Genomic DNA, 26,471 nt, shown 5'->3' with positions numbered 1-26,471 from the left:
ATCGCCTGTAATACGACGCGGGCGACCTGCCAGCCTTGGGACCAGCAGGACCACCCGCGTTGTGCGATACGCTCAGAATGATCCTTTAAAATAGGATTGAAGGGGCGCGACTTCAAGAACCCCTTCGCGCATGGCCGAAATGGCATGCGTTGCCGCCCGCGCACCGGCAATGGTGGTGTAGTGTGGAATGCCATGTGTCAGTGCCGAACGGCGGATGTCAAAGCTGTCACTGACCGCCTGCGCACCCTGTGCGGTGTTGATGACCATCTGGATGTCACCCGAGCGGATGGCGTCCACGCAGTTGGGGCGGCCTTCAAGCACCTTGTTCACTATATCCACACTCACGCCTGCTTCGCGCAGGCATTTGGCCGTGCCGCGCGTGGCCACGATGGTAAAGCCCATTTCCGCCAGCAGGCGACCGATGGATTTGACGGCAGCCTTGTCACTGTCACGTACGGACAGGAACACCCGGCCCGAGAGCGGCAGCTTGACGCCAGCGGCCAGCTGCGATTTGGCAAAGGCGCGCTCGAACGAGGCATCAAGCCCCATGACCTCACCGGTGGAGCGCATTTCCGGGCCGAGGATCGTATCCACATCGGGGAAGCGGTTGAAGGGGAACACCGCCTCCTTCACCGCCACATGCGGGGCGACGGCCCGGTCATCAAGCCGGAATTCCGCAAGTTTGGCGCCCGCCATCACGCGCGCGCCGATCTTGGCAACCGGAACGCCTGTGGCCTTGGCCACGAACGGCACGGTGCGCGAGGCGCGCGGGTTGACTTCCAGCACGAAAATGTCGTGGCCCTTGATCGCGTACTGCACGTTCATCAGCCCCACAATGCCAAGCTCGCGCGCCATGGCTTCGGTCTGGGCCTTGAGTTCGGTCACGATGGCGGGCGAGAGGGTATAGGGCGGGAGCGAACACGCGCTGTCACCGGAATGGATGCCAGCTTCCTCGATATGTTCCATCACGCCTGCCACATAAACCTCATTACCATCGGCAATGCAGTCCACGTCCGCTTCGATCGCATCGTTGAGGTAGTGGTCGATCAGCACGGGGCCGTTGGCGACTTCGGCCCCGGCAAGTTGCAGCGCCACACGCATATAACGCTGCAGGCTGGCGCGGTCATGCACGATTTCCATCGCGCGGCCGCCCAGCACGTAGGATGGGCGGACCACGACAGGGTAGCCAATCTTCTCGGCCACGGCTTCGGCTTCCGCCGGGCTGCGGGCAATGCCGTTATCGGGCTGGCGCAGACCGAGCCTGTGCAGCATGGCCTGGAAGCGTTCGCGGTCCTCGGCCCGGTCGATCGCATCGGCCGGCGTGCCCAGTAGCGGAATGCCTGCGGCTTCCAGCGCATGCGACAGCTTGAGCGGCGTCTGCCCGCCATACTGCACGATGCAGCCCAGAACGGTGCCGTTTGCCTGTTCGCGGCGGATCAGGGCGATTACGTCTTCAGCCGTCAGCGGCTCAAAATACAGGCGATCCGACGTGTCGTAGTCGGTCGAGACGGTTTCAGGGTTGCAGTTGACCATGATCGTCTCGAAGCCTGCCTCACGCAGGGCATAGGCGGCATGGACGCAGCAATAGTCGAACTCGATCCCCTGGCCGATGCGGTTCGGCCCACCGCCAAGGATGACGATCTTCCTGCGGTCGGTCGGGCGGCTTTCACATTCCGGCACGCCGTACCCGCCTTCATAGGACGAATACATGTAGGGCGTGGGGGAGGCGAACTCACCCGCACAGGTGTCGATGCGCTTATAGACCGGCAGCACGGCGCGGCTTTCGCGCAGTTTCGCCACTTCGGCTTCCTGCGTGCCGGACAGGCGGGCCAGCTGGATGTCGGAAAAGCCCATGGCTTTCAGCGTGCGCAGGCTGTCGGCATCTTCCGGCAGGCCGTCACGCACGACCGCATGTTCGGCTGCGACGATCTTGGCCAGTTCGCGTAGGAACCATGGCTCGAAGCGGCAGGCGTCGTGGATGTCGTCCACGCTCAGCCCGGCGCGCAGGGCCTGGGCCGCCATCAGGATACGCTCGGGGCGCGGCTGCGACAGGGCAGCGCGGAAGGCATCGGGGCCGCCATCACCAGGGGCTTCCACCGGATCAAGGCCAGCCAGCCCGATTTCCATCGAGCGCAGGCCCTTCTGCAGAGCCTCGGGGAAGGAGCGGCCAATGGCCATCGCCTCGCCAACCGACTTCATGCTGGTGGACAGCAGCGCCGGGGTGCCGGGGAACTTCTCGAATGTGAAGCGGGGGATCTTGACCACGACGTAGTCAATCGTCGGCTCGAACGACGCCGGCGTGCTGCCGGTAATATCGTTGGTCAGTTCATCCAGCGTGTAACCGACGGCAAGCTTGGCCGCGACCTTGGCAATCGGGAAGCCCGTGGCTTTCGATGCCAGTGCGGAGGAGCGTGACACGCGCGGGTTCATCTCGATCACGACCACGCGGCCATCAACGGGGTTGATGCCGAACTGCACGTTCGACCCACCGGTTTCCACCCCGATCTTGCGCAGGCAGGCCAGCGACATGTCACGCAGGCGCTGGTATTCCTTGTCCGTAAGCGTAAGGGCCGGGGCAACCGTAATGGAATCGCCGGTATGCACGCCCATCGGGTCGATGTTCTCGATGGAGCAGATGATGATGCAGTTGTCCGCCGTGTCGCGCACGACCTCCATCTCATACTCCTTCCAGCCCAGCACGGATTCCTCGATCAGGACTTCCGTGGTGGGGGAGGCATCAAGCCCGGAGGAGACGATGCGGTCGAACTCTTCACGGTTGTAGGCAATGCCGCCGCCGGAGCCACCCATGGTAAAGGACGGGCGGATGACCGCAGGCAGGCCGATGGTGGCTAGCGCGCTACGCGCTTCCTCCAGCGTGTGGGCAATCAGGCTGCGTGGGCTTTCAATCCCGATCTCGTCCATCGCCTCGCGGAATTTCTGCCGGTCCTCGGCCCGGTCGATCACTTCGGCATTGGCGCCGATCAGTTCGACATTGTGCTTTTTGAGGAAGCCCGACTTGTCCAGCGCCATGGCCGTGTTCAGCGCGGTCTGGCCGCCCATGGTGGGCAGCACGGCATCGGGCTTTTCACGCAGTATGATGCGCTCGACAAATTCCGGGGTGATCGGCTCGATATAGGTCGCATCCGCCAGCCCCGGATCGGTCATGATCGTGGCGGGGTTGGAGTTGACCAGGATGACGCGGTAGCCCTCTTCCTTCAGGGCCTTGCAGGCCTGCGCGCCGGAATAGTCGAATTCGCACGCCTGGCCGATAACGATCGGGCCGGCGCCGATGATCAGGATGGAGCTGATATCTGTCCGTTTTGGCATGGGTCGGCTTTCACGCGGTCTTGGTTGTGGTGTCGATCAGATCGACAAAACGGCGGAACAGGTAATGGCTGTCGGATGGGCCGGGGCTGGCTTCGGGGTGGTACTGCACCGAGAAGGCCGGGTAACGGCTGGTATTGATGCCTTCGTTCGATCCGTCAAACAGGCTGGTATGGGTGGCGCGCACGTCAGCGGGCAGGGATTTGTCATCCACCGCGAATCCGTGGTTCTGACTGGTGATTTCCACCTTGCCCGTCGCCAGGTCCTTGACCGGCTGGTTGGCCCCACGGTGACCGCGCGCCAGCTTGTAGGTCCTTGCCCCCAGCGTAAGTGCCAGAAGCTGATGGCCAAGGCAGATGCCGAATACCGGCTTGCCCGCTTCCAGCACGCCGCGAATGGCGGGGACCGCGTATTTTGCCGTCGCCGCCGGGTCGCCCGGCCCGTTGGACAGGAACACGCCAGCGGGGTCGAGGGCGAGGATGTCCTCCGCCGTCGCGGTCGCGGGCACTACGGTCACGTCACAACCCGCGTTGGCAAGGCAGCGCAGGATGTTACGCTTGGCACCGTAATCAACTGCTACAACCTTGCGGCGCTTTGTGGGCAGGGGCGCTGTGCCATGTGGCCACTGCCATACACCTTCCGTCCATGTATAGGGCGTGGCGCAGGTTACTTCGCCAGCCAGGTCCATGCCCTCCAGCCCCGGCCACGCACGGGCCTGTGCAAGCAGGGCGGGGATATCGAACTGTCCGTCGGCGGGATAGGCCACGATGGCTGTCTGCGGGCCGTCTTCGCGGATGCGCCGCGTGATGGCGCGGGTGTCGATACCACAGATGCCCGGAATACCCTGCGCCTTGAGCCATGCGTCCAGCGATTCGGTCGCACGCCAGTTGGCCGGTGCCGTCAGGTCTTCCTTGACCACCAGCGCGCGGGCATGGATGCGGGTTGCCTCATCATCCTCCGGCGTGGTGCCGGTATTGCCGATATGGGGAAAGGTGAAGGTAATGATCTGCCCCGCGAATGACGGGTCGGTCAGCGTTTCCTGGTACCCGGTCATGCCGGTGGAAAAGCAGATTTCGCCCAGTGCGCGCTCGGTGCTGTGCGCGCCGAATCCGCGCCCCCACATCACGGTGCCATCCGCCAGGATCAGGGCGGCTGTCGCGGCTTTGGGCCTGTTGGCCGGTGCGATCGGGTTTGACGTGCTCATCATGGGCTCCGGTCGGTCGGATTCTGTGTCGGGTTGCAGGTCGGATAGTGACAGCCCTGTTGCGCGCAGCACCGTTGTCCAGTGCTTGGGCGGAATGGCGCGGGCCTGCCGCCATTTGCGAATGGCCTCGGTGCTTACGCCTGCCAGTCGGGCGGCCTGTTCGGCGCCGCCAAGGCGTTCGATAATACTTTCTATCGTCATCGGCATTGGATGATGTCCCTTCCGGGAGTATTGCCTACCAGTGTCTCTGGTAATTGGGAAGAAAATTCCCACATACCCCCGCAACGAGACAGTGGGAAAATTATTCCCGGCACCATACGGGGCATCCTGCCCCGCCGCCGGGCAGAGGAGTTGACAGTCATGTCCTTGCGCGCACGTTTCATGGATGACCTGAAAGCAGCCATGAAGGCAGGCCAGAGCGAAAAGGTCGGCACCATCCGCATGATTACGGCAAAACTGAAGGATATTGATATCGCCGGCCGCGCGAAGGGCGAAGACCAGGTCAGTGATGAAGCCGTGATTTCCATGCTGCGCGGCATGATCAAGTCGCGCACGGAATCGGCTGCCATGTACACCCAGGGCGGCCGCCCCGAACTGGCGGACAAGGAAAATGCCGAAATCGCGATCATCCGTGACTACCTGCCGCCCGACCTTGATGACGCTACCATCGAGGCCGCCGTGCGCGAAGCCATCGCGCGCACGGACGCCACATCCATGAAGGATATGGGCAAGGTCATGGCGGCGCTGAAGGAACAGTTTGGCGCGGCCCTGGACCCCGCGCGCGCATCTGCCGTGGTGCGCGCGCGCCTGTCTGCCTGATCTGGCTGGATAGTACAATCCCGATGGCACTTGACCCCGCATTCCTGGATGAACTGCGTGCCCGCACGCCCATCGCCCCCATTATCGGGCGGCGGACGAAGCTGGTGCGTTCGGGAAAGAACTGGAAGGCGTGCTGCCCCTTCCATGGGGAAAAGACGCCATCGTTCTATGTCTATGATGACCACTACCACTGCTTTGGTTGTCAGGCGCATGGCGATGTCATCACCTTCGTCATGGAAAGCGAGGGGCGCACCTTCATCGAGACGGTGGAGGAACTGGCCACCGCTGCCGGTATGGAGGTGCCAAAGCCCGATCGCGCCCAGCGCGCCCGTGCCGAAGAGGCCCGCACGCTGGGCGATGTGCTCGAAGCCGTGCAGCTTTCCTGGCAACGCAGGCTGTACCAGCCTGAAGGGCGCGAGGGTCTGGCCTACCTGCAGGGCCGTGGCCTGACGGACGAGACCATAGCCGCCTTCGGCCTCGGCTGGTCGGGTGAGGGGCGTGGCGGGCTGGTGGCGGAAATGGCGGCGCTGGATATCACACCCGCCATGCTGCGTGATGCAGGGGTGATGCGGGCGGATGAGGATGGTGCGCCATCGCGCGAACTGTTCTTCAACCGCGTGACCTTTCCCATCCGCGACCGGCGCGGGCGGCTGGTCTCCTTCGGTGGGCGCATTCTGGGCGATGGGCAGCCCAAATACCTCAACGGGCCGGAGACCACCCTTTTCTCCAAGCGCCGGGTGCTGTTTGGCCTCGATCGCGCGCGTGAGGGCGTGCGGGGCACAGGTGCTGGTGCCGATCTGCTGGTGGTGGAAGGCTACATGGATGTGATCGCCCTGCATCAGGCTGGCTTTCATGGTGCCGTAGCCCCCCTTGGCACGGCGCTGACCACTGAGCAGCTTGAAGCCCTGTGGCAGGTCGCCCCCGCTCCGGTATTGTGTTTCGATGGCGATGCGGCGGGCCAGCGCGCGGCGGTCAAGGCGGCGCAGACCGCGCTGCCGCTACTCAATGTAGAGCGTACTCTGCGTTTTTGCGCCCTGCCCGAAGGCGAAGACCCGGACAGCCTGCTGCGCCATGATGGTGTGGCCGCCATGAGCGCGCTGATCGCGAGTGCACGCCCGATGGGGGAGGTCCTGTTCGGCTTGCTGAGCGAGGGGGTGCGCGATCCCGGCCCCGAACAACGCGCTGCCCTGCGCCGCAGGCTGGTGGAAGTGGCCGCCCTGATCCCGGACAAGGCGCTGGCAGCGGAATACCGCTCCACCCTGCTGGACAGTTTTTTCGAGACCTTCCGCCGCAACCCCAAGGGGGGCGCGCGTCGGGCCGCCATCGCCACCGCTCCCGTGGCGTTGATGGATGCGGACCTGCAGCGCCAGTGCATCCTGACCGCCATCATCCTTGAAAAGCCCGAGGTCATGGGAGAGGTGCAGGACGCCTATTGCCGCCTTGAACTGCCCACCGACATCGCGGCCCTGCGTGAGGAACTGCTGGACCTCAATGACGCGCGTGGCGGACTGCCGCCTGCGGCCGAACTCGCGGCCTGTCTGTCCGCCGCTGGCCTGAATGATGTCTGCCAGCGCGTGCGCGCCGTGCGTGGGCGGCATGGCAAGGGAGAAGATGATGACCTGTTCGGCACCGATCCGCGTCAGGAGTGGTGGCATTTCTATGCACTGCTCAATGTCGGGCGGTTTGCCGCCGAGATCCGCAGCGATACCGAACGCATGTGCGCGGGTGAGTTGGATGAGGCGGCATGGCTGAGCCTGCGCACCCGCCTGCTTGCCCTTGATACCTTGCGTCGGGGTGGTGAGGATGTGGATGAATAGGGCAAAAAATTGGTTGCCCACATCAAATGATGGCGTGCCCGCCCTTGACTTCGGCCATGTTATCGACCACCTGCACCAGACAAATGCATATGAAAGCGGTATGATTGGCCGTATCCTGCTCCACCGCCTGCGGGGGCGGTAAAAGGGACGGGATTACTGTGCGCGGGTGGGTTTGTGCCCACGCGCGTAAACGATTTGCTGGGTAGGGATTGATCGGGCATGGCGACAAAGACAGCCACGGGTACGGATACGGCTTCAGGGGACCAGGATAACGATACAACCCTGCTGGACACCCGGTCCGGCGCCGTCAAGAAACTGATCGCCCGCGGCAAGGAACGCGGCTACATCACTTTTGACGAACTTAATGCCGTCCTCCCGCAGGACCAGATGTCCTCCGAACAGATCGAGGACGTGATGGCCGCGCTGTCGGAAATGGGCATGCAGGTTGTCGAGAACGAAGACAACGACGATACCGAGACCCCGGCTGCCCCGGAAGGCAAGGCCGACGACACCGCCGAGGAAGAAACCGAGAGCGAGGAACCGGCGGCGGGTAACGTCGATACCGAAAGCCTTGGCCGCACCGATGACCCCGTGCGCATGTACCTGCGCGAGATGGGTTCGGTCGAACTGCTGTCGCGTGAAGGCGAGATCGCGATTGCCAAGCGCATCGAGGCCGGCCGGGACGAGATGATCGGCGGCCTGTGCGAAAGCCCGCTGACCTTCCGCGCCATCATCTCATGGCATGAACGGCTCAAGGCCGGAGAAATGCTGCTGCGTGACATTGTGGACCTTGAGGCCATGCAGTCCGGCGGCAATGACCCCGCCGAGGCAGCCGAGGGCGAGGACGCCTTTGCCGAAAACGAAGGCACCGAGAACGAGGAAGCCGAGGAAACCGAAGGTGAGGGGGAAGGCGAGGGCGAAGGCGCCGGCCTGTCGCTCTCGGCGCTTGAGGAAAAGCTGAAGCCGGAAATCCTTGAACAGTTCGAGGAAGTCGAGGCGCTGTACCAGGCGCTGCACCGGGTGCAGGCCGAACGGCTGGAAAAATTCACCGCAGGCAGCGACATCTCCGCCGAGGAGGAAAGCCGCTATGAACACCTGCGTCTGGAACTGGTGGGCAAGGTCCAGCAGGTTCATCTGCACAATGCCCGTATCGAGGTGCTGGTCGAGCACCTGAAGGAAATCTTCCAGCGCCTGAACGGGCTGGAGGGGCGCATGTTGCGCCTGGCCGAGAGCACCCGCGTCTCGCGTGATGACTTCCTGCTCAAATACCGCGGGCGTGAGCTGGACCCCGGCTGGATGGACATGGCAGCCGCCCTGCCGGGCAAGTCATGGAAAAACTTTATCGCCAAACATGGCGAGACCGTGATCCGCCTGCGCAACCAGGTTGCTGACCTGACGCAGGAAACCGGCCTGCCGGTTGGTGAGTTCCGGCGCGTCTACGCCACCGTTTCGCGCGGTGAGCGTGATTCGGCGCGCGCCAAGAAGGAAATGATCGAAGCCAACCTGCGCCTCGTGATCTCGATTGCCAAGAAATACACCAATCGCGGCCTGCAGTTCCTTGACCTGATTCAGGAAGGCAATATCGGCCTGATGAAGGCGGTGGATAAATTCGAATACCGCCGTGGCTACAAGTTCTCCACTTACGCCACATGGTGGATCCGTCAGGCCATCACGCGTTCGATTGCTGATCAGGCGCGCACCATCCGCATTCCGGTCCACATGATCGAGACGATCAACAAGCTGGTCCGCACCTCGCGTCAGATGCTGCATGAGATCGGGCGTGAACCAGCGCCTGAAGAACTGGCTGAAAAGCTGGGCATGCCGCTGGAGAAAGTGCGCAAGGTGCTCAAGATCGCCAAGGAGCCGATTTCGCTCGAAACACCGATCGGTGACGAGGAAGACAGCCATCTTGGTGATTTCATCGAGGACAAGGCCGCCGTCATCCCGCTTGATGCCGCGATCCAGACCAACCTGCGTGAAGCCACGACCCGCGTGCTCTCCTCGCTCACCCCGCGAGAGGAGCGTGTGCTGCGCATGCGCTTTGGCATTGGCATGAACACCGACCATACGCTGGAAGAGGTGGGCCAGCAGTTCAACGTGACGCGTGAACGTATCCGCCAGATCGAGGCCAAGGCCCTGCGCAAGCTCAAGCATCCCAGCCGGAGCCGCAAGCTGCGCTCGTTCCTTGATGATAACTGAAATTCCCTGTGCCGCCACCCCGAAGGAAACCGGCGGCGGCACGCGCATCGGGGTGGATGTGACGTTCCTGTGCATGGACAGGCCGCCCCCCGGTGCTCCGCCGCCCCTGCCGGAAGGGTACAGCATCCGCCAGACCTTCCGCCCCGGTGTGGCATGGTACCGCGCACTGTATGATGCTGTGGGCCATGATTACTGCTGGTGGCTGCGCCGGGCCATGCCTGATCACGAGCTTGCCGCGCTGCTGTCCAGTCCCGGCATTGGCGTGCATGTGCTTTATGATGGTGACGTGCCCGCCGGTTTCTGTGAACTCGACAGTCGTTACGCGCCCGATGTGAATATTGCTTATTTCGGTCTGCTGCCTGCATGGGTTGGCAGGGGGGTGGGTCGTGTGTTCCTGCACCAGATGGTGGCCAGGGCGTGGCAGATGCGGCCTGCGGCAGTACGGGTCAATACCTGCACGGCCGACCATCCGCGTGCACTGCCCACCTACCTGCGCGCAGGCTTTCACACGCTCCGTACCATCCGTGAAATATGGCAGATTCCTACAACGCTAGGCCTGCCCCTGCCCGAGCGACTAAAGGTGGCCTGACACGCGCGGCATACCACACGGAAGTGTTATAACTGGTATTGTTATTGCATGAATTCGTCCCCATCTCCTTTTTCTGTTTAAAGGAGAGAAAAGGGCATGGATTTCGACGTTTCATATTACAAATTTCATGGGGTTGATCGTGTCGGCCTGCTGGCGGCCCTTGGTCTGCAGGATACGGATATTGCAGATCCCAACGGTGATGCTTCCTACGCCATTGCGGACCTGCCCAATGGCTGGTTTGTCATCCGTACCCAGAATGATACGGGATTGATCATCAATTATGACCGGAAGACACTGTGCCGGGAGGGCAGGCTGATCACATGCGACGTGGCGGCCATTGACCCGCTGAGCCAAGCCGCTGGTTACGAGCAGGGCGAAGAACGCTGGGTCGTGCTGCATGACGGTCGTAACGGTGACCGGTTGGACCTGGATGTACGCGGCGATGTGCCCGATGCACTGCTGCCACTGCGCCAGAAGGCCTTTGTCACCGCCGAGCGTGAGGAGACAGACCCGCGCGGCCCGGACAGCATGCTTGATGTGCCACTGGAACTGATCAAGGCCGTAACGGGATTTCGCCATGACCGTCCGCAGGATGTTCATCCCGTACCGGTTTTTCGGTGGCTCAAGCCGGTCGAGACGACCTGAACCCCACTTTTTCCTTGTCTGTCGGGCGCGTTTGTGTTTCAAGGCGCACCTTCCCTGCCGGGTGCGTGGCATCGCCCCCGGCTATACCCGTGCCCTCTGGGGCAACATGGCGGACCGTGTCCGCCATGCCGGGGTTGAAGCGATCCGAAGGGAGTACCCATGCCGTTGTATGAAACCGTGCTGATCGCACGTAATGACGTGTCGCAGCAGCAGGTTGAAGCCATTGCTGATGGCATCGCCACCTACCTGGAAACCGAATCCGGGTCCATCAAGAAGCGCGAATACTGGGGCCTGCGCACGCTGGCTTACCGTATCAAGAAGAACCGTAAGGGGCATTACATGCTTCTGGGTCTTGACGCGTCTTCCGATGCAATCAAGGAAATCGAGCGCCAGCTCAGCCTGAACGAAGACGTTCTGCGTGTACTGACCCTGCGTGTGGATGAGATTGACGAAGCACCGTCCGTCATCCTGTCGCGCAAGGGCGATGAGCGCGAGCGTGGCTTCCGTGGGCCCAAGCCCGCCGGCCGGTTTGAAAGCGGCCGTGGCACGCGCCGTAACTTTGATGACCGCGAAGAGTTCCGCGCTCGTAACGAGCGTGAAGAACAGCAGCGCGCCAACGCCACAGCCGGCGCCGAAGCGGAGTAAGAGCTGATGTCCGAATCCACCGAGATCAATCCCGCCGCCCGCCGCGTTGCGGTTGGTGCGCGCCGTCCGTTCTACCGTCGTCGCAAGTCCTGCCCGTTCTCCGGCCCGAATGCGCCGAAGATCGATTACAAGGACGTGCGTCTGCTGAGCCGCTTCCTGTCCGAGCGTGGCAAGATCGTTCCCAGCCGCATCACGGCAGTGTCCGCCAAGAAGCAGCGCGAACTGGCTCAGGCCATCAAGCGTGCGCGTTTCCTGGCCCTGCTGCCCTACATTGTAAGCTGAGGGAGGCTTAACCATGTCCGCAGTAGAACTCATCCTGCTCCAGCGCGTCGAGAAGCTGGGCCAGATGGGCGAGATCGTTAGCGTGAAGCCGGGTTATGCCCGTAACTTCCTGCTGCCCCAGGGCAAGGCGATCCGCGCCAACGCACACAACCGCGAGCGTTTTGAGCGTGAGCGCGTGCAGCTTGAGGCCCAGAACCTCAAGAACCGCGAGGAGGCCGAGCGCCTGTCCGAGCGCATGCACGGCCTGTCCGTCATCCTGATCCGTCAGGCTGGTGACAGCGGCAGCCTGTATGGCTCGGTCACGACCCGTGACATCGCGGAAGCGGCAACCCAGGCTGGCCTGACCATCACTCGTAACCAGGTCATCCTGCCCGAGCCGATCAAGCAGCTTGGCCTGTATGAAGTCAGCGTTGCCCTGCACCCGGAAGTGTCCATGCAGGTGACGGTGAATGTCGCCCGCTCCGAAGAGGAAGCGGAACGTCAGGCACGTGGTGAGGAAATCGGCACCGAACAGGACGATGAACCCACACTGGCCGAACTGACTGGCGAAGATGTTGTAGCCGAAGGCGAGGTTTCGGAAGAAACCGCCGTCGAGGAAACGCCTGCCGTCTGATTGACCGCAGCCAGCCACCCCACAGGTGGCTGGTCCGGTTACAAAGGCCCGGAAGAGGAAACTCTTCCGGGCCTTTGTCGTTTGTGGCCACCGTGCGTTCTGCCAGCCCCCGGGGCAGGCAGGAGAGGGGGCCAATGGCGTCTTTTACTGCTGGCTCGGGTATTTGCACGCTTCATTACTGTGGGGCGGCTGGAAATTCACTACCCTGATGGTGAGCGGCGGATGGCATGTGGGGCATGATGGCCCTTATGCCGCCATGCGGATTGCGGACCATGCAACGGGGTTGCATCCTGCTGTTCCGCGTTACGCCGCTGCCGCCCTGCGGACATGAAGATGCGCAAGGCAGTCGAATTCAGCAATATCGAGTGTCTCGGCACGTCGGCTGCCATCAATCCCCGCCTCGGCCAACAGGCTTTCGCCTCCTAATGCTTTGAGCGCGCCGCGCAGCATCTTGCGCCTCTGGCCAAAGGCCGCCGCCGTGACCTGTTCCATGGCGCGGAACAAGGCGGCATCGGGCTGGTCCGCGTGCGGGATCAGGCCCACCACGGCGGAATGCACCTTGGGCGGGGGGGAAAACGCGCCGGGGGGGATATGCATCAGCATACCACACCGGCAGGTCCATTGTGCGAGTACGCCCAGCCTGCCGTAATGGGCTGAACCGGGGGCGGCACAGATGCGTTCGGCCACTTCGTGCTGAAACATCAGGGTCAGCCGTGTCCATGCCGCCGCCTGCCGCAGCCAGCCCACCAGCAGGGGCGTGCCTACATTGTAGGGCAGGTTGGCAATCACCTGCCGCGGCGCCGGGCACAGCGTTGTCAGGTCCAGACGCATGGCGTCGGCTTCGACCACCTCCAGCCGCCCTTCCGCCCGTGCTGCCAACTCACCTATGATGGCCACGGCGCGCGTATCCACTTCCACCGCAACTACCCGGACAGCCGCCGTATCAAGCAGGGCACGGGTCAGGCCGCCGGGGCCGGGACCGACCTCCACCACGTTCTGCCCCGACAGGTCACCGGCCAGGGCGGCTATGCGCGCCGTAATGCCGGGATCAAGCAGGAAGTGCTGGCCCAGCGCCTTGCGTGCATCCAGCCCATGGCGGGCAATGGTCTCGCGTAGCGGCTCAAGACCCTGTGACGGGGAGGGAATGGTCATGTCCCGCTCAGGTCTTTGAACGCATATCGATGATGGCCCGGCGCTGCAGGTCGCGGTTGAGCTGGCGTGATGTCTGCTCGACACGTTCGTTCATCAGGTGATCGGCAATCTGGCTGGGGGTCTGGGTGGCAATGTTGCGTTCTTCACGCGAGCAGACCATCAGGACGAGGATGCCATCTATCGAGACCAGGGGGCGGCTTGGCTTGCCCACGGGCAGCGGCTCAAGGATCTCGCGCATCTGGGGGTTAAGGTGGCTCAGCATCAGTTCACCGGGATCGGTGGGGTGTTTTTCACCCAGTTTCTTGTTCTGTGCTTCCATCTGATCACAGCTTTTGGCCGAGGAAGAAAAGGCATTCGCCGCATCCAGCGTCGCCTTCTGCTGGTCGGTGGCATTTTCCGGGTCCAGCGGTGCGTCAAAGGGGAAGAACGCCTGGCGAATGGTCATGATGGTGGCCATCTGGTGTCCCACGGTGCGCCGTTCGGCAATGGTGGCGATCACGTAGCCACCTGCTACGCGGATCGGGTTGGAAATGGCGCCGTCGGGCATCTTGCGCGCCACGTCTACCACCTGCGGGTCCAGCCCGTCTTCCTGCATCCAGCCCATCATCCCGCCGTCAAGCGCGCTCTGCCCCTGCGAGAACTGGGCGGCTACAACCGGGAACGGTGCGCCCTCGCGCAGTTCCTGAATGATGGTTTCTGTAAATTTCAGCTCATTTTCCGTATGACGCGGATCTTCGACGGGTACGAAGATCTCGCTGATCATATATTCCGGCTTGCCATCCTCGCGCTTGAGGGCTGCGGTGCGCTGTTCGATCTCGGCTGCGGTAATGCGACCACGTTCCCCCGTCTCCTGCCGCAGCACCTGTGTCCAGCCAAGCTGCACGCGGATCTGGTCGATCAGCGTAGTCAGCGACACGCCATCTTCCGCCAACTTGTTGCGCAGGGCGTTCTGCGGCATGCCGTTGCGCTGCTCGATTCCGGCAATGGCAGCGGCAATCTGCTGGATGGGGACGTTGATGTGGCGGTTGAGCATTTCCTGCATGCGCAGCTTTTCATCGATCAACTGGCGCACGATCTGCGGGCGCAGGCGCGCCATCACGTCATCGCTCACATCCAGTCCCGATGAGAGTGCGAACAGCCGCCCGCGTGTATCCACATCGCGCTTGGTCAGCACCGCGCCATTAACGGTGGCGATGATGGCATCCTGGTCTTCCGCCGCCTGGGCGGCCTGAGCAATGGCGTGTGCGCTGCGTGCGCCAGCGGGGTGCATGTGGCCCAGTAGCGTGGTGCAGGCCAGCAGTCCCGCGGCCAGCATGCGGCCCGCACGGTAATGGTGCGGTACGGAAGGGGAAGCAGCGCCACGCATGGCGGGGAAGATGGACATCCGGCTCAGTCTTTCGCGCATCAGGTCAGCCATTTATACCAAATGTACCGATGGTTTTGAACGTAAGGGAAAACATTACGGTCGAATTGCTCTGTTGACCACCAATCGTGGTGTACTGCTTGAGATACATCACATCCAGCCCGAAGCAGTCGTTCTGGTAACCGGCATCGCCACCTACGGCCACACTTTCCTTGCGTGAGAGGCTGCGGCGCAGATAGGCTGCCAGGTGCCAGTTATCCCAGTTGGATGCAGCGCCCACCGTCAGTTCGCTGACCGGCCTGTAATAGATGTCAGGCGCTGCGGAGGTGTATGAGCGCTGGGCGTAATAATAGTAAGGCGTGACCGGTTCGAACAGGTAGCCGCCCGTTACACGGAAATGGCTGACGCCCGCACTGCCCAACGCATCGGCAAAGTCCACTTTGCCGCCATACGGGTCCAGCCGCATCTTGCCATCGAAATCGAAATACCTGTTGGGCACCATGTGCGTGCCCATCACCACATCCGACAGGTGATGGTTCAGGCCGGAATAGGGGATGCGGTTGTGGTCGATATGTTCCTGGAAGCTCTCGCCGATCAGCACATCAATCTGGTGACCGTTCCATGTCCAGTTGTTGTGCAGCCCCACATTGGCGCGCAGGCCGCCATCCAGCCGGTCGGTGCCCGCGTAGCGGTTGAGCGCGAACAGCGTGGAATCCGTGAACTCGTAGGTCAGGCTGTCTTCATTGGGAATGTTGCTTGATGTGCTGTTGCCGGTATTGGGGGCAGCCAGGAACTGCACGATCGGCTCCAGCACCTGGGTGCCGGTATTGTGGTTGAAGCTGCGCAGGAACGGCCAGTTCATTTTCAGCCCCACCGTGGGAAGGACCTGTCCCTGCACCTGTGCGGTGGTGGTGCGGGCGTAGTTGGGCTGCTGGTTCAGTTCGGTCGCGCGGTGGATAGCGGATTCAACATGTAGGGTCAGGTTCCATATCTGCCCCAGTGAGTTGTGGAACGGCCGGTCCCAGTTGAGGGAAAGCTGTCCGCGCTGGTCCGATGTGCCGTTTTCACGGTAGACATAGAAATCAGTCGTATCGAGGCTGAAGCGCCCGCCCCACGCATCGGGCTGGCCAAAATAGCTGTAGGTATAGCGTGGCAGCACCCACGGCAGGTCCTGGTTGTGGATGATGCCCTGGTTCATGCCTTCGTAGCCTTCGGCATCAAGGCGGGAATAGGAACCGGTGCCAAACCCTTCCAGATAGATGCTGGAATTGAGCGTATCCTGCCCGTAGCCGCTTACGCGGTAGTCACGCATGTAGTTGGGCGAACTGGCCCAGCGTATGTTCGCCCCCGCGCGCCATGTCTTGTTGATGGAGATCTGGCCGTTGGCAAAGATGTAGCCCTGCAACCCATGGTCGTTGGACGTGTTGACATCCTGGCCGAAGGTGTTGACGTAATTGGGGTCGCGATGGGTATCGTAGGCAAGTCCCCCCACCAGGTTCAGGCGTGCATTGGAGAAATAACGCCGGTAATTTGCTGTAAGCTCTGGCCCGGTCCGGGTCGAGAACAGACCCTGCAGCGTAATATCGGACTGGCGGTCGATCACCCAGTAATAGGGAATGGTGACATAGGTGCCCAGGTAGCGGTCATGCGGTGTGAAGCCAGGTGTCAGGAACCCGCTCTGCCGCCGTACCGATGGGTCAGTCATGGAAAAGGCTGGCAGGTAGAAGACTGGCACGCCAAAGAAATCCACGAACGCATCACGGAACTCCAGCCGCTTGTGCTGCATGTCATGCGTGGCGTCAAAGGCGCGGATCTGCCAGAACGGGGCGCGTTCAGGGTGCTTGGCGCAGATCTCGCACGCTGTATAGACCACGCGCGTCAGGTCACTGATCTTGCTGCCCGAGCGCCGCATGCCATTGGCGGCCATGCGGGCATTATCGGCCATCTGGGCATACAGGCGGGTCATGATGCCGTCGCGCATGCCGTTGCTCAGTTCGGCATAATCGGTAAACAGCACCGTGCCGTCGGGTTCCACCATGGCCACATTGCCACGCGCCGAGGCTATGCCGGTATTGCGGTCATAGATAATTCTGTCGGCGCGCATGATCTGGTCATTCTGCCAGACCTGCACGTTACCGGTCCATGTAGCGATGCCGTTGCGACTGTCATAGCTCACATGGTCGGCTTGGAAGGTCATGGGGTCGGTGTTGGAGACCGTGCCCGAAAAATTTGCCGGGGCTTGTGGCTGGCTTTTGGGGGCATGGATGGGCATGCTGCGCCTGGGCGCACCCACCGCATCGGCCTGCGCTGCCGAACTCCATACGGCCATGCCCCCGATCACTCCACCCAGCATGGTTGCGCAGAACAGCAACCCGCGCGGAAGCTGCCGCAGGACCGTCATGGGTCGCAGCGGATGCAGTGCGCGTGTAAAGGAGACGGAGCGGTACATTAACCGTCCTCTAGATGAAGAAGCAGCGTGACTGCAAGACAAAGCCCCGCCCCCGTAGGCGCCCATGCGGCAAGAATGGGGGGCAGGGTACCCGTTTCACCAAACTGCGCCGCGATCTTGGAGAGCGCGAACAGCGCGAAACCGGCCGCCACCCCAAAGCTGATCATGCGGATCACGCCGCCGCGCCGGGCGGGGCGCATGGAAAAACCGGCTGCCACCAGCGCCATGGTGCCCGACAGGACGGGTAGCGTGAGCAGGCTCTGGAAATGCAGGCGGTGACGGATGGTGGAAAAGCCCGAGCGGTTGAGTTGGCGGATGAAGCTGGGCAGGGTCCAGACGGATAATGTGTCGGGGGAGGCAAAGCTTTCCTCCACCCCCGCCAGCGTCAGGTCCGCATGCAGGGTGAAGTGCCCTATGTCCGATGGCATTTCGTCGGGGCGGAGCAGACGTGCGCCTTCCATTATCCACCGCCCGTGACCCAGATAGCCCCGGTCCGCCTCGATCCGCGTCAGCAGCCCGTTATCTGAGCCAAGGCGGAAGATGGTGATGCCGCCAATATGCAGTACACCACCATCCAGCCTGACCTTGCGGGCGTGAATGATGTCCACCCCGTGGTCCACCAGCCCGTTATCGCCCTGGCGCAGCCACAGGGTGCCCCCGCTCAGGTTCAGCGATTTGCCGTTGTTGTCGCGCAGGTACTGCCGGTCCAGCGCTTCCGCCCGGCGGTACATGATGGAGGAGAGCGGCGAGATGCAGGTTGTGGCCGTGGCCCCGATCAGTACAGCACAGATGACCGGCCCTGCCAGAAACTGCCATGCCGAAATCCCGGCCGCCCGCGCCACCACCAGTTCCGATGACCGCGCCAGCCGCCAGAAACACAGGATTCCTCCCAGCAGCACGCCAAAGGGTAGGATTTCAAGGCAGGCGAAGGGGATGTGCAGAAAAGCGATCTGGCTGACCAGCGATGTCGGCACGTTGGGCCGGGTCGAGACCCGGCGCAAAAGGTCGATGAAGTCGAACATCGTGATCAGCCCGGTCAGGAAGGCGATCACGGACAGCGTGGCCCATGTGAACTGTCGGGCGATGTAGAGTGAAAGCGTCAGCGCAAGGTTCATGGCTGTGCGCCATCGCTCAGCCTGCGGGCTTCACGTTCGCTGCGCAGTTCGGGCCAGAACAGGATAACCGCGCACACGATCCCCGGCCCGATCGTGCACACCCACATCAGCGGCATGAGTTGCAGGTTGCGCGAGGCGAGGTTCTGCACCAGCAGGGTCAGCGCCTGCACCGCCACAACCGCCAGTATGGCCAGCACCGGGCGCAGGATGCTGGCCTGGCGGGAATGGCTGCCCCCCCCCATGGCCCCCACCAGCCCGATCATGGCGAACGAGAAGGCGCAGAACGGCGTGCTGAGCCGCCGCCATGCTTCAATGAACATCTTGCTTTCATCACGGGGTGAATATTGGTGCATGTCCGGGTGGAGCAGTTGCGCGATCGAAAGCTCATTGGCATCGGGTAGGCGGGTATGGGCGGTGTGCGGGCTGGACAGGTCGATGGTGTTGCGCGTGAAGGTCAGGACATTGAGCCGCCCGGTATGGCTGTCGATCTCCTGGCGCGAGCCATTGAACAGGACCACGCGCGGCTGGTCATTGATGATGACCAGGTTGCCCTCCTCGGCCAGTATCGTGGCCTCGGCGCCAGGGGTGCGGTCATCTTCCACCATGATGCCGTGTAGCGTGCCATCCTTGTCGCGTGTGCGGATATAGACCGTCATGTTGTCCGAAACCTGCGTGAATACCCCGTCCTGGATCAGGAAGGCGGCCATGCGGTTGCGGATCTGGAATTCGTACTGGCGGAACGCATGGTAGGAAACCGGCACGATCCAGACATTGAGCACCAGACACACGGTGGTGGCGATGGCGGCGCACATCAGTCCCGGCCGCGCCATCAGGGCGGGCGAAAGACCCGCTGCCTGCATGACCGTCAGTTCCCGGTCGGTGCCAAGGCGCTGGTAGATGAACTGCACCACCACGAACGTGGTAATGGGCAGGATGACCGCAACAAAAGAAGGGACCAACAGACTGGTCAGTTCCAGGAACACGCGCAGCGAAAGTCCGCGCCCCACCACCAGCGATACAAAATGCAGCGACTGCGTAAGCCAGATGAGCGTGACCAGCGCACCCGTGGTTGCCACCAGCGCCAGCAACAGCTGGCGCAGCATGTAGCCATCCAGAATCGACAGGTGCGGTGCAAGGCGACCGGGAGTGGGGCGTACGACAGGCATGATCCTGTCTAGCCCTGTTCCCGCCGGGGCAAAAGGGGTGAACCCTTTAGGCCCGGTAGGCAGGAACAGTCTGTTACGTGCGGCCTGTGCTGGTATGGCCTCATGTGCCCTGTGTGGCAGGGGGGAGTACCTTGCCGGGGTTCATGATGTTTTGCGGGTCAAGGGCGGCCTTGATGTGGCGCATGGCGGCCAGTTCGGCCCCGCCGCGCCACTGTGGCATCATATAAGGCTTGAGTTGGCCCACGCCATGTTCGGCGGAGAAGGAGCCGTCCAGTTCCTTTACGATGCCTGCTACCGCATCCATGATGTCATGGCTGCGCGCCAGGAAGGCTTCGGGCGCCATGCCTTCGGGCTGGACCAGGTTGAAGTGGATGTTGCCATCCCCCATGTGGCCGAATGGGGCAGGGCGGATGCCCGGTATCAGTGCCGTGCAGGCCGCCGTTGCGCGATCGATCAGTTCGGGCACATGGGTTACGGGTACCGATACGTCGTTCTTGACACTCGCGCCTGCCTGGCGCTGGGCTTCGGCATGTTCCTCGCGCAGTTTCCATAGGCCCGCGCGCTGGCCCTCGCTCTCGGCGATCACAGCATCGGTTATGATGCCATCTTCCAGTGCCTCGCCCAGTATTTCCTCGGTATATTCACGTAGGTCCGCATCCGGGCGTGGGGTGGCAAGTTCAACCAGCACGTAGGCGGGCGCGCGTTCGCCCAGTGGCAGGCTCGTGCCGGGAATAAGGCTGGTCACAAGGTCCATGCCCAGACCGGACATGAACTCGAACGCCTGTACCAGCGCCGGGTCGCGCCCGCGCAGCAGGCCCAGCAGGTTCAGTGCGGCGGTGGCGTCCTCTACCGCGCACAGCACGGCCTCGATGGCCTTGGGTTGGGGGTGGAGCTGCAAAATGGCGGTGGTGATGAAGCCAAGCGTGCCTTCGGAACCGATCAGCAACTGGCGCAGCGCATAGCCCGTATTGTCCTTGCGAAGGCGGCGCAGGCCATGGAACACGTCGCCATCAGGCATGACTGCTTCCAGCCCCAGAACCAGTTCGCGCGCATTGCCGTAGCGCAGCGTGTTGTTGCCGCCCGCATTGGTGGCCAGCACGCCGCCGATCTGGGCCGAGCCTTCGGACGAGATGGACAGCGGCAGCATGAACCCGGCCTCTTTCGCCGCGTCCTGTGCGGCTTTCAGCGTGACCCCGGCTTCGACTTCCATGGTCAGGTCATGGGAGTCGATGCCACGTACGCGGTTCATGCGTGACAGACAGACCACTACCTCACGCCCGCTGTCATCGGGTGTGGCTCCCCCCACCATGCTGGTATTGCCCCCCTGCGGCACCATGGGCACGCCGTGTTCGGCGCACAGGCGGACCAGTGCGGCCAGTTCGCCCGTGCTGGCCGGGCGCAGCACCGCCAGTGCCCGGCCGTGGTAAAGGTCACGCCAGTCGGTGCAGTAGGCGGCGGTGTCGCCCTCGCCCGTCAGTACGCCCACCGGGCCAAGCAGGTCCGTAAAGCGGGTAATCAGTTCGGCAGGCGTCATTGTGGTATCGGGGGTCTGGGTCATGACGGCATGCTTTCTGAATGAAAGGGAGTGGCGGGAGGCAGCAGCATGGCCTGCCCGGTATGGTGGATGGCTGGCGGATGGGCCGCACTGGCCCGGGCTGCGGAGGGGGAGACCAGGAAATGCCACGCTTCGATCAGCGCCAGTCCCGTCAGCAGGCCCACGGTGGCCGCCACGAGCAGGCCCGAGCGGCTGGTGGGGGCAGGGCGCGCCTGCACGACCGAAAGGGCGGCCTGTGTTTCGGCACGGGCCTGGCGGGTCTGGTTCAGTTCCACGCACAGGGCTTCGTTGCTGGTGCGCATGTCGCGCAGTTCCAGGTCAAGCTTGCGGATGCTACCGGCCATCTCCGCGATGCGGGTGTGCAGTTCCTGAATTTCCTTGGCTGCGGCGGCGCTGGCCTTGGTGGCGCGCGGCGCGCGCGGCTTTGGCGGCGGCTTTTGTGGCGGGTTGGGGGCGATGGCGGTGAACAGGTTCTTCAGCGCCCCCCCTGTCACGCCATTCTTTCTGGCGCGCGAGCGGATGGTGGCCAGCGCGCTTTCCGACTGGCCTGCATGCTCTTCCAGCACGAGTGCAAGGATATCCGAAAGGATCTTCAGTTCCTTGGGGTCGATTGTATCGCTCATTTCAGGGGCACCGGGGTCGGGTCATATCGTTGAAATCGTTACGGACGCGGGCTTGCCGCGCGGACAAGCCGGTCACGGATCGCACGCCCCAGCCCGTGCCCGGGTATGGGCTGCACCGCAATCCTGACCAGTCCCCGGCGGTGACCCTCCATATCAAGAAACCGCAGCCCCGCGAAGAGGCGCGCTGCCGCTTCGTGCAAATCTTCCCGCTCGCTCAGGTTCCATACCAGCGTGCTGCCCGGCAGCGGCTGCCCGAAGGCCAGCAGGGCTTCATCCGCGCCAACCGTGTCCGCATCCAGCCGCACCGCAAGCCCCGGCGCGTAGTGGGAGGACAGCTGGCCCGGTGCGGAAGGGCGGCTGTCATTGCGGGCCTGTGGTGCTGCAACCGGCATGCCGCAGGCCGCCTCCAGCGCTTCGAGTGTAATGCCGCCGGGGCGTAGCAACACCGGGGTTGCGCCGCTCAGGTCCACGATGGTGCTTTCTACCCCCACGCGGCATGCCCCGCAGTCCAGCACGGCATCAATCCGCCCCTCCAGCCCCGCCAACACATGCGCTGCATCCGATGGGCTGACCCGCCCCGAAGGGTTGGCGGAAGGGGCCACGACCGGAAAGCCGCAGGCGGCCAGCAGTGCGCGGGTATTCCCGCCCGCGGGCACCCGCACGGCGGCAGTGGGCAACCCCGCCGTGGCGATGGGGGATATGGCGCAGTCCACGCCGCGTGGCAGCACCAGTGTCAGCGGGCCGGGCCAGAAACGTGCGGCCAGCCTGCGGGCCAGCAGCGTGGGCATGACCTGCGTGAAAGCTGCCTCGGCGCTGGTGAAATGGCTGATCAGCGGGTTGATGCCGGGCCGGCCCTTGGCGGCATAGATGGCGGTTACCGCGCGGTCATTGCGCGCATCGGCGCCCAGACCGTACACCGTCTCGGTGCCGAAGGCCACAAGCCCGCCCGCGCGCAGGATGGCGGCGGCCTTCTCGCGGCCATGGGGGGTATCAGGCAGTAGTTCCGTGTGCATCGGCCCGCGCTATGCCGCGCCGCGACACACGAAGTGCGGATTGCGCCATGTGGGCTTGCCATAGCCCAGCGGCTGGCCATCGGTTGTCGTAACCGTGCCGCCAGCGGCTTCCACGATGGCCTGCGGGGCAGCGGTATCCCATTCCATGGTGGTGCCAAGGCGGGGATACAGGTCCGCCAGCCCTTCCGCCACGCGGATGAACTTGGCCGCCGAGCCGATATTGCCCAGATGCGCGACGCGATGGCCGCCCAGGAATTGCTTCAGGCGTGGGTCATCGGCATAATGGCGCGAGGCGAGCACCGTCAGCCCCTCCGCCGGGGTGGTGCGGACATGGATCGGCTGCGTGCCACTGGCGTCAATTCGGAAGGCTCCGCGCCCGGCACCCGCGCCATAAAGCTGGTGGTAGGCGGGCAGCGCCACGGCCCCCAGCACCGGGCGGCCGTTGCGGACCAGGCCGATATTGACGGTAAAGTCATCGCGCCCGGCCGCGAATTCCCGCGTGCCGTCCAGCGGGTCCACCAGCCAGAACTCGCTCCCTGCATTGATGCGGATGCCGGCGGCCATTTCCTCTTCCGCCACCACCGGGATGGCCGGGGCCTGCGCGCGCAGGCCCTTGAGGATATGGGCCTCGGCTGCGTGGTCGGCCTCGGTCACGGGAGAGCTGTCGGTCTTGACCTGCGTGGCAAAGCCGCGCGCGCGGATGGCGCGGATCAGTTCGGCGGCCTCACGGGCAAGGCGTAGGGCCAGATCCACAAGGAATCCGTCCTCATATGCCGGGATGGATGGTGTATTCATGCCGTTGGCATTAGCTTACTCCTCGCGCGCCGTCATGCCTTTATCGGGGGTGATGGCGCAGGACAGGCCATTTCCTGCCTGTGGCGGGCGGGAATTCGTCCTGCCGGTCCACCATTTCTGTAGCGGAGCACCGTAGATCCCCATGCTCGATATTGTCTTTTCCGACGCCGCCGTGCCGCCCTCCGGCACGCTGGTCCTTGCCAGCTTTGCATCCGATGGGAATACACGCCTTATCAAGGGGGTTGATGAGGCGACGGGCAAGGTGCTGGCACGCGCCGCGCAGGCGGCCAGCTTCCATTTTGAACGGGGTGAGACCTGCGTCGTCCTTGCTCCCGGCGCGGATTATGACCGGGTGATCCTGCTGGGGCTGGGCGCTGCGGGTGGCGAGGATGCCGAGATGGAGCGCGCCGGTGTGGCCGCCGCCCGCGCACTGGCCGCCGAAAAGGTGGGCGGGGCGGATGTGCACGTTGTGGCAGCTCCCCTCAGCCCAGGCGCACTGGGAGCTCTGGCGCTTGGGATGGTGCTGGCCAGCTACCGCTTCGATTCGTACCGCACGGCACCCGGCGCCGGGCAGAACCGCCCCCGCCCCGCGGTGGCCCCGACCCTTACGGGTGTGAGCGTGCATACGGCGCAGCCGGATGCGGCGCGTGCGCATTGGGCACCCCTGCTGGCGGTGGCGCGCGGGGTCTGCCTGTGCCGTGACCTGGTATCCGAACCCGCCAACATGCTGCGCCCGCCGCAGTTCGAGCAGCGCATCCTGGCCCTGCGCGACCTTGGCGTGGACATTGAGGTGCTGGACCGCGATGCCATGCATAAGCTGGGCTTTGGTGCCCTGCTGGGCGTGGCACAGGGCAGCGATGCCCCGCCGCGCACCGTCATCATGCGCTGGAATGGCGGGACGCAGGGCGAAGCCCCTGTCGCGTTCGTGGGCAAGGGGGTGACGTTTGATTCGGGCGGCATCTCGATCAAGCCCGCCGGCGGTATGGAGGAGATGAAAACCGACATGGCCGGCGCCGCCGCCGTAGTGGGTACCATGGCCGCCCTTGCGGGGCGCAAGGCGAAGGTTAATGCCGTGGGTGTTGTGGGACTGGTTGAAAACATGCTCTCAGGTAATGCCCAGCGCCCCGGTGACGTGGTGCGCACCGCGTCGGGCCAGACGGTGGAAGTACTCAATACCGATGCCGAGGGTCGTCTCGTGCTGGCCGACGTGCTGTGGTACACGCAGGACCGTTTCAGGCCGCGCTTCATGGTCAATCTTGCTACCCTGACCGGCGCGATCGTGGTCAGCCTTGGCATCGAGCGTGCGGGCCTATTCTCCAACAATGATGAACTGGCCGGAAACCTGTCCCGGACTGGCGAGGCCACCGGCGAGAAGCTGTGGCGCATGCCGCTTGATTCCTGCTATCTTGACCTCCTGCGTTCCGACATCGCCGATTTCAAGAACATCGGCGGCCGTCCCGGCGGGTCGATCACGGCGGCCAAGTTCCTTGAATGCTTTGTAGCGGGCGTGCCATGGGCGCATCTGGACATTGCAGGCACGGCCTGTACCCCCCGGCCCACACCGTATGCACCCAAAGGGGCGACCGGCTTTGGCGTGCGCCTGCTCGACCGCTTGGTCGGCACGTATTACGAGGGGTGATGCCTGCCCCGCGTGGCGGGGCAGGACAGTATGGGGAACTCCATGGCGCAGATCGGCTTCTATCACCTGACGCGCTCACCGGCGCTGGCGGTCCTGCCCGCGTTGCTGGGCCGCACGCTGGCGGCCGGAAAGCGGGCGGTGATCCGCTGTGCCACCCCCGAACAGGTGCAGGAACTCGACGATGGGCTATGGCGGGCGACCGATCCGCTATGGCTCCCCCATGGCACACAGGCCATGGGGCATGGTCCGTGGCAGCCGATCTGGCTGACAGCGGGCGAGGATATCCCCAACGGGGCGACCTTCCTCTTCGCGCTCGACGGGGCGGAGGTTGCCGACCTTTCCCCCTTCGAGCGGGTGTTCGACCTGTTCGATGGCCATGACGAGGCAGCCGTGGCCTCGGCCCGCCGCCGCTGGGTAGCCGGGCGCGAGGGCGGGCATGAACTGAGCTACTGGCAGCAGCAGCCCAAGGGCTGGGCGCGTCGCAGGTAGTCATCTGCGTGGTATTGCAGTGTGATGCCACGCACTGGATAAAAGGCAGGTTAGCGATGAAAACGGTCACTTTTCCCAATGACACCATGGTCCCGGCGCTGGGCATGGGCACATGGAACATGGGCGACAGCGCCAGCCGCAGCAAGGACGAGATCAGCAGCATACGCGCAGGTCTGGACGCAGGTATCCGCGTGGTGGACACGGCGGAAATGTACGGCTCCGGCCGGTCAGAAACACTGGTAGGCGAAGCGATACGCGGCGTGCGTGATGACGTGTTCCTTGTCAGCAAGGTGCTGCCCTCCAATGCCTCGCGCAGCGGGGTGCGCAAGGCGTGCGAGGCTTCTCTCAGGCGCCTTGGCACGGACTACCTTGATCTCTACCTCCTGCATTGGCAGGGCAGCGTGCCGCTGGAGGAGACCATAGCCGGATTTGAGGACCTGGTGGCGGCAGGGCTGATCCGCAGTTGGGGTGTTTCCAATTTTGATACCGATGGCATGCGCGAGATCGCGGGCATAAAGGCGGATACGCCCTGTGCCGCAAACCAGGTGCTTTACAGCCTGGACTATCGCGGTGTGGAGTTCGACCTGCTGGCGCGTGACCGCAGGGAAGGGATCGTGACCATGGCCTATTCTCCGCTGGGGCAGGGCGGTGATCTGCTGAAAGCCCCGGTGCTCAGACAGATTGCGCAGCGGCATACGACCTCGCTTGGTCCGGCTACTACGGCACAGATTGCATTGGCGTGGGTGCTGCGGCAGGAAAACGTGCTGGCCATTCCCAAGGCGGGCACCCCGCGCCACCAGGGTGAAAACTTCGCCGCACAGGAGATCACCTTGACGCGCGAGGATCTGGCGCGGATTGATGAATCCATCGCGCCGCCGCGCCGCAAGGAGCCGCTGGCCATGATCTGAACCGCCCGGCCTGACCGGGCGCAACCGGGAGGGCCGTCATCATTCCTGTCATCCTTGTCGCGCTGGT

At 63.5% G+C, this 26,471-nt stretch carries 24 protein-coding genes; 12 read left to right on the top strand and 12 right to left on the bottom strand.

Annotated features, from left to right (window positions below; genetic code table 11):
- Positions 1 to 72: 72 nt before the first annotated feature.
- Together carB and carA are read right to left on the bottom strand one after the other, a co-directional pair.
- Complete coding sequence (carB, locus tag GLX_RS05245; RefSeq protein WP_014104974.1) at positions 73 to 3,327, bottom strand: carbamoyl-phosphate synthase large subunit; 3,255 nt, start codon at positions 3,325 to 3,327, stop codon at positions 73 to 75.
- A gap of 10 nt (positions 3,328 to 3,337) precedes the next feature.
- Positions 3,338 to 4,735 carry a glutamine-hydrolyzing carbamoyl-phosphate synthase small subunit gene (carA, locus tag GLX_RS05240; protein ID WP_041247197.1) on the bottom strand — a complete coding sequence of 466 codons (1,398 nt, stop codon included), beginning with the start codon at positions 4,733 to 4,735 and terminating at the stop codon, positions 3,338 to 3,340.
- A gap of 153 nt (positions 4,736 to 4,888) precedes the next feature.
- Here carA and GLX_RS05235 point away from each other — a divergent pair, with 153 nt between their 5' ends.
- The 9 genes from GLX_RS05235 (at position 4,889) to rplI (ending at position 12,137) form a co-directional block, all read left to right on the top strand.
- A complete protein-coding gene (locus GLX_RS05235) occupies positions 4,889 to 5,347 on the top strand; it encodes a GatB/YqeY domain-containing protein (RefSeq protein ID WP_014104972.1) in 459 nt (152 codons plus the stop codon).
- Between the two features lie 23 nt (positions 5,348 to 5,370).
- Positions 5,371 to 7,164, top strand: coding sequence for a DNA primase (gene dnaG, locus GLX_RS05230; protein WP_014104971.1), 1,794 nt, complete (start codon positions 5,371 to 5,373; stop codon positions 7,162 to 7,164).
- Between the two features lie 13 nt (positions 7,165 to 7,177).
- A complete protein-coding gene (locus tag GLX_RS19210) occupies positions 7,178 to 7,306 on the top strand; it encodes a hypothetical protein (RefSeq protein ID WP_269448803.1) in 129 nt (42 codons plus the stop codon).
- A 77-nt stretch (positions 7,307 to 7,383) separates the two neighbouring features.
- A complete protein-coding gene (gene rpoD / locus GLX_RS05225) occupies positions 7,384 to 9,363 on the top strand; it encodes an RNA polymerase sigma factor RpoD (RefSeq protein WP_014104970.1) in 1,980 nt (659 codons plus the stop codon).
- Positions 9,353 to 9,952, top strand: coding sequence for a GNAT family N-acetyltransferase (locus tag GLX_RS05220; protein WP_014104969.1), 600 nt, complete (start codon positions 9,353 to 9,355; stop codon positions 9,950 to 9,952). Before rpoD ends, GLX_RS05220 begins: the two co-directional genes overlap by 11 nt.
- A gap of 96 nt (positions 9,953 to 10,048) precedes the next feature.
- The gene (locus GLX_RS05215) at positions 10,049 to 10,597 is read left to right on the top strand and encodes a hypothetical protein (protein ID WP_014104968.1); all 549 of its coding nucleotides are present in this window, start codon (positions 10,049 to 10,051) and stop codon (positions 10,595 to 10,597) included.
- 159 nt (positions 10,598 to 10,756) lie between these two features.
- Complete coding sequence (gene rpsF, locus GLX_RS05210; protein WP_014104967.1) at positions 10,757 to 11,242, top strand: 30S ribosomal protein S6; 486 nt, start codon at positions 10,757 to 10,759, stop codon at positions 11,240 to 11,242.
- 6 nt (positions 11,243 to 11,248) lie between these two features.
- On the top strand, positions 11,249 to 11,524 hold the full coding sequence (gene rpsR, locus GLX_RS05205) for a 30S ribosomal protein S18 (protein WP_007399693.1): 276 nt from the start codon (positions 11,249 to 11,251) through the stop codon (positions 11,522 to 11,524).
- A gap of 13 nt (positions 11,525 to 11,537) precedes the next feature.
- Complete coding sequence (rplI, locus tag GLX_RS05200) at positions 11,538 to 12,137, top strand: 50S ribosomal protein L9 (RefSeq protein ID WP_014104966.1); 600 nt, start codon at positions 11,538 to 11,540, stop codon at positions 12,135 to 12,137.
- A 303-nt stretch (positions 12,138 to 12,440) separates the two neighbouring features.
- On the opposite strand, the gene rsmA is transcribed toward rplI, so the two are convergent.
- The 10 genes from rsmA to GLX_RS19205 all read right to left on the bottom strand — a co-directional run bounded on the left by rsmA (position 12,441) and on the right by GLX_RS19205 (position 23,512).
- Complete coding sequence (rsmA, locus tag GLX_RS05195; RefSeq protein ID WP_014104965.1) at positions 12,441 to 13,289, bottom strand: 16S rRNA (adenine(1518)-N(6)/adenine(1519)-N(6))-dimethyltransferase RsmA; 849 nt, start codon at positions 13,287 to 13,289, stop codon at positions 12,441 to 12,443.
- 7 nt (positions 13,290 to 13,296) lie between these two features.
- Entirely contained in the window at positions 13,297 to 14,706 is a 1,410-nt protein-coding gene (locus GLX_RS05190; protein WP_014104964.1) for a peptidylprolyl isomerase, read from the bottom strand.
- The gene (locus GLX_RS05185; RefSeq protein ID WP_014104963.1) at positions 14,699 to 17,101 is read right to left on the bottom strand and encodes an LPS-assembly protein LptD; all 2,403 of its coding nucleotides are present in this window, start codon (positions 17,099 to 17,101) and stop codon (positions 14,699 to 14,701) included. Before GLX_RS05185 ends, GLX_RS05190 begins: the two co-directional genes overlap by 8 nt.
- Positions 17,101 to 18,216, bottom strand: a complete 1,116-nt coding sequence (lptG, locus tag GLX_RS05180) for an LPS export ABC transporter permease LptG (RefSeq protein WP_014104962.1) — start codon at positions 18,214 to 18,216, stop codon at positions 17,101 to 17,103. The genes GLX_RS05185 and lptG overlap by 1 nt, the downstream gene beginning before the upstream one ends.
- Entirely contained in the window at positions 18,213 to 19,382 is a 1,170-nt protein-coding gene (gene lptF / locus GLX_RS05175) for an LPS export ABC transporter permease LptF (RefSeq protein ID WP_014104961.1), read from the bottom strand. The genes lptG and lptF overlap by 4 nt, the downstream gene beginning before the upstream one ends.
- 100 nt (positions 19,383 to 19,482) lie before the next feature.
- The gene (locus GLX_RS05170) at positions 19,483 to 20,940 is read right to left on the bottom strand and encodes an FAD-binding oxidoreductase (protein ID WP_014104960.1); all 1,458 of its coding nucleotides are present in this window, start codon (positions 20,938 to 20,940) and stop codon (positions 19,483 to 19,485) included.
- Complete coding sequence (locus GLX_RS05165; protein WP_014104959.1) at positions 20,937 to 21,560, bottom strand: hypothetical protein; 624 nt, start codon at positions 21,558 to 21,560, stop codon at positions 20,937 to 20,939. Before GLX_RS05165 ends, GLX_RS05170 begins: the two co-directional genes overlap by 4 nt.
- Positions 21,561 to 21,598: 38 nt before the next feature.
- Positions 21,599 to 22,573 carry an L-threonylcarbamoyladenylate synthase gene (locus GLX_RS05160; protein WP_014104958.1) on the bottom strand — a complete coding sequence of 325 codons (975 nt, stop codon included), beginning with the start codon at positions 22,571 to 22,573 and terminating at the stop codon, positions 21,599 to 21,601.
- A 9-nt stretch (positions 22,574 to 22,582) separates the two neighbouring features.
- Positions 22,583 to 23,368, bottom strand: coding sequence for a 3'(2'),5'-bisphosphate nucleotidase CysQ (gene cysQ / locus GLX_RS05155; RefSeq protein ID WP_014104957.1), 786 nt, complete (start codon positions 23,366 to 23,368; stop codon positions 22,583 to 22,585).
- A 15-nt stretch (positions 23,369 to 23,383) separates the two neighbouring features.
- Positions 23,384 to 23,512: a hypothetical protein gene (locus tag GLX_RS19205; RefSeq protein ID WP_269448800.1), complete on the bottom strand. Its 129-nt coding sequence runs from the start codon at positions 23,510 to 23,512 to the stop codon at positions 23,384 to 23,386.
- Here GLX_RS19205 and GLX_RS05150 point away from each other — a divergent pair.
- The 3 genes from GLX_RS05150 to GLX_RS05140 are packed head-to-tail and all read left to right on the top strand — an operon-like array spanning position 23,511 to position 26,404.
- Positions 23,511 to 25,007: a leucyl aminopeptidase gene (locus GLX_RS05150; protein WP_014104956.1), complete on the top strand. Its 1,497-nt coding sequence runs from the start codon at positions 23,511 to 23,513 to the stop codon at positions 25,005 to 25,007. The genes GLX_RS19205 and GLX_RS05150 overlap by 2 nt on opposite strands.
- A gap of 42 nt (positions 25,008 to 25,049) precedes the next feature.
- A complete protein-coding gene (locus tag GLX_RS05145) occupies positions 25,050 to 25,496 on the top strand; it encodes a DNA polymerase III subunit chi (RefSeq protein ID WP_014104955.1) in 447 nt (148 codons plus the stop codon).
- A gap of 56 nt (positions 25,497 to 25,552) precedes the next feature.
- A complete protein-coding gene (locus GLX_RS05140; RefSeq protein ID WP_014104954.1) occupies positions 25,553 to 26,404 on the top strand; it encodes an aldo/keto reductase in 852 nt (283 codons plus the stop codon).
- The last annotated feature ends 67 nt before the right edge of the window (positions 26,405 to 26,471 follow it).

Origin of the sequence: Komagataeibacter medellinensis NBRC 3288, assembly GCF_000182745.2 — a bacterium.
Lineage (GTDB): Bacteria > Pseudomonadota > Alphaproteobacteria > Acetobacterales > Acetobacteraceae > Komagataeibacter > Komagataeibacter medellinensis.
Note: the sequence above shows the minus strand (reverse complement) of the source record. Positions and strands in the feature narration are given on the sequence as shown.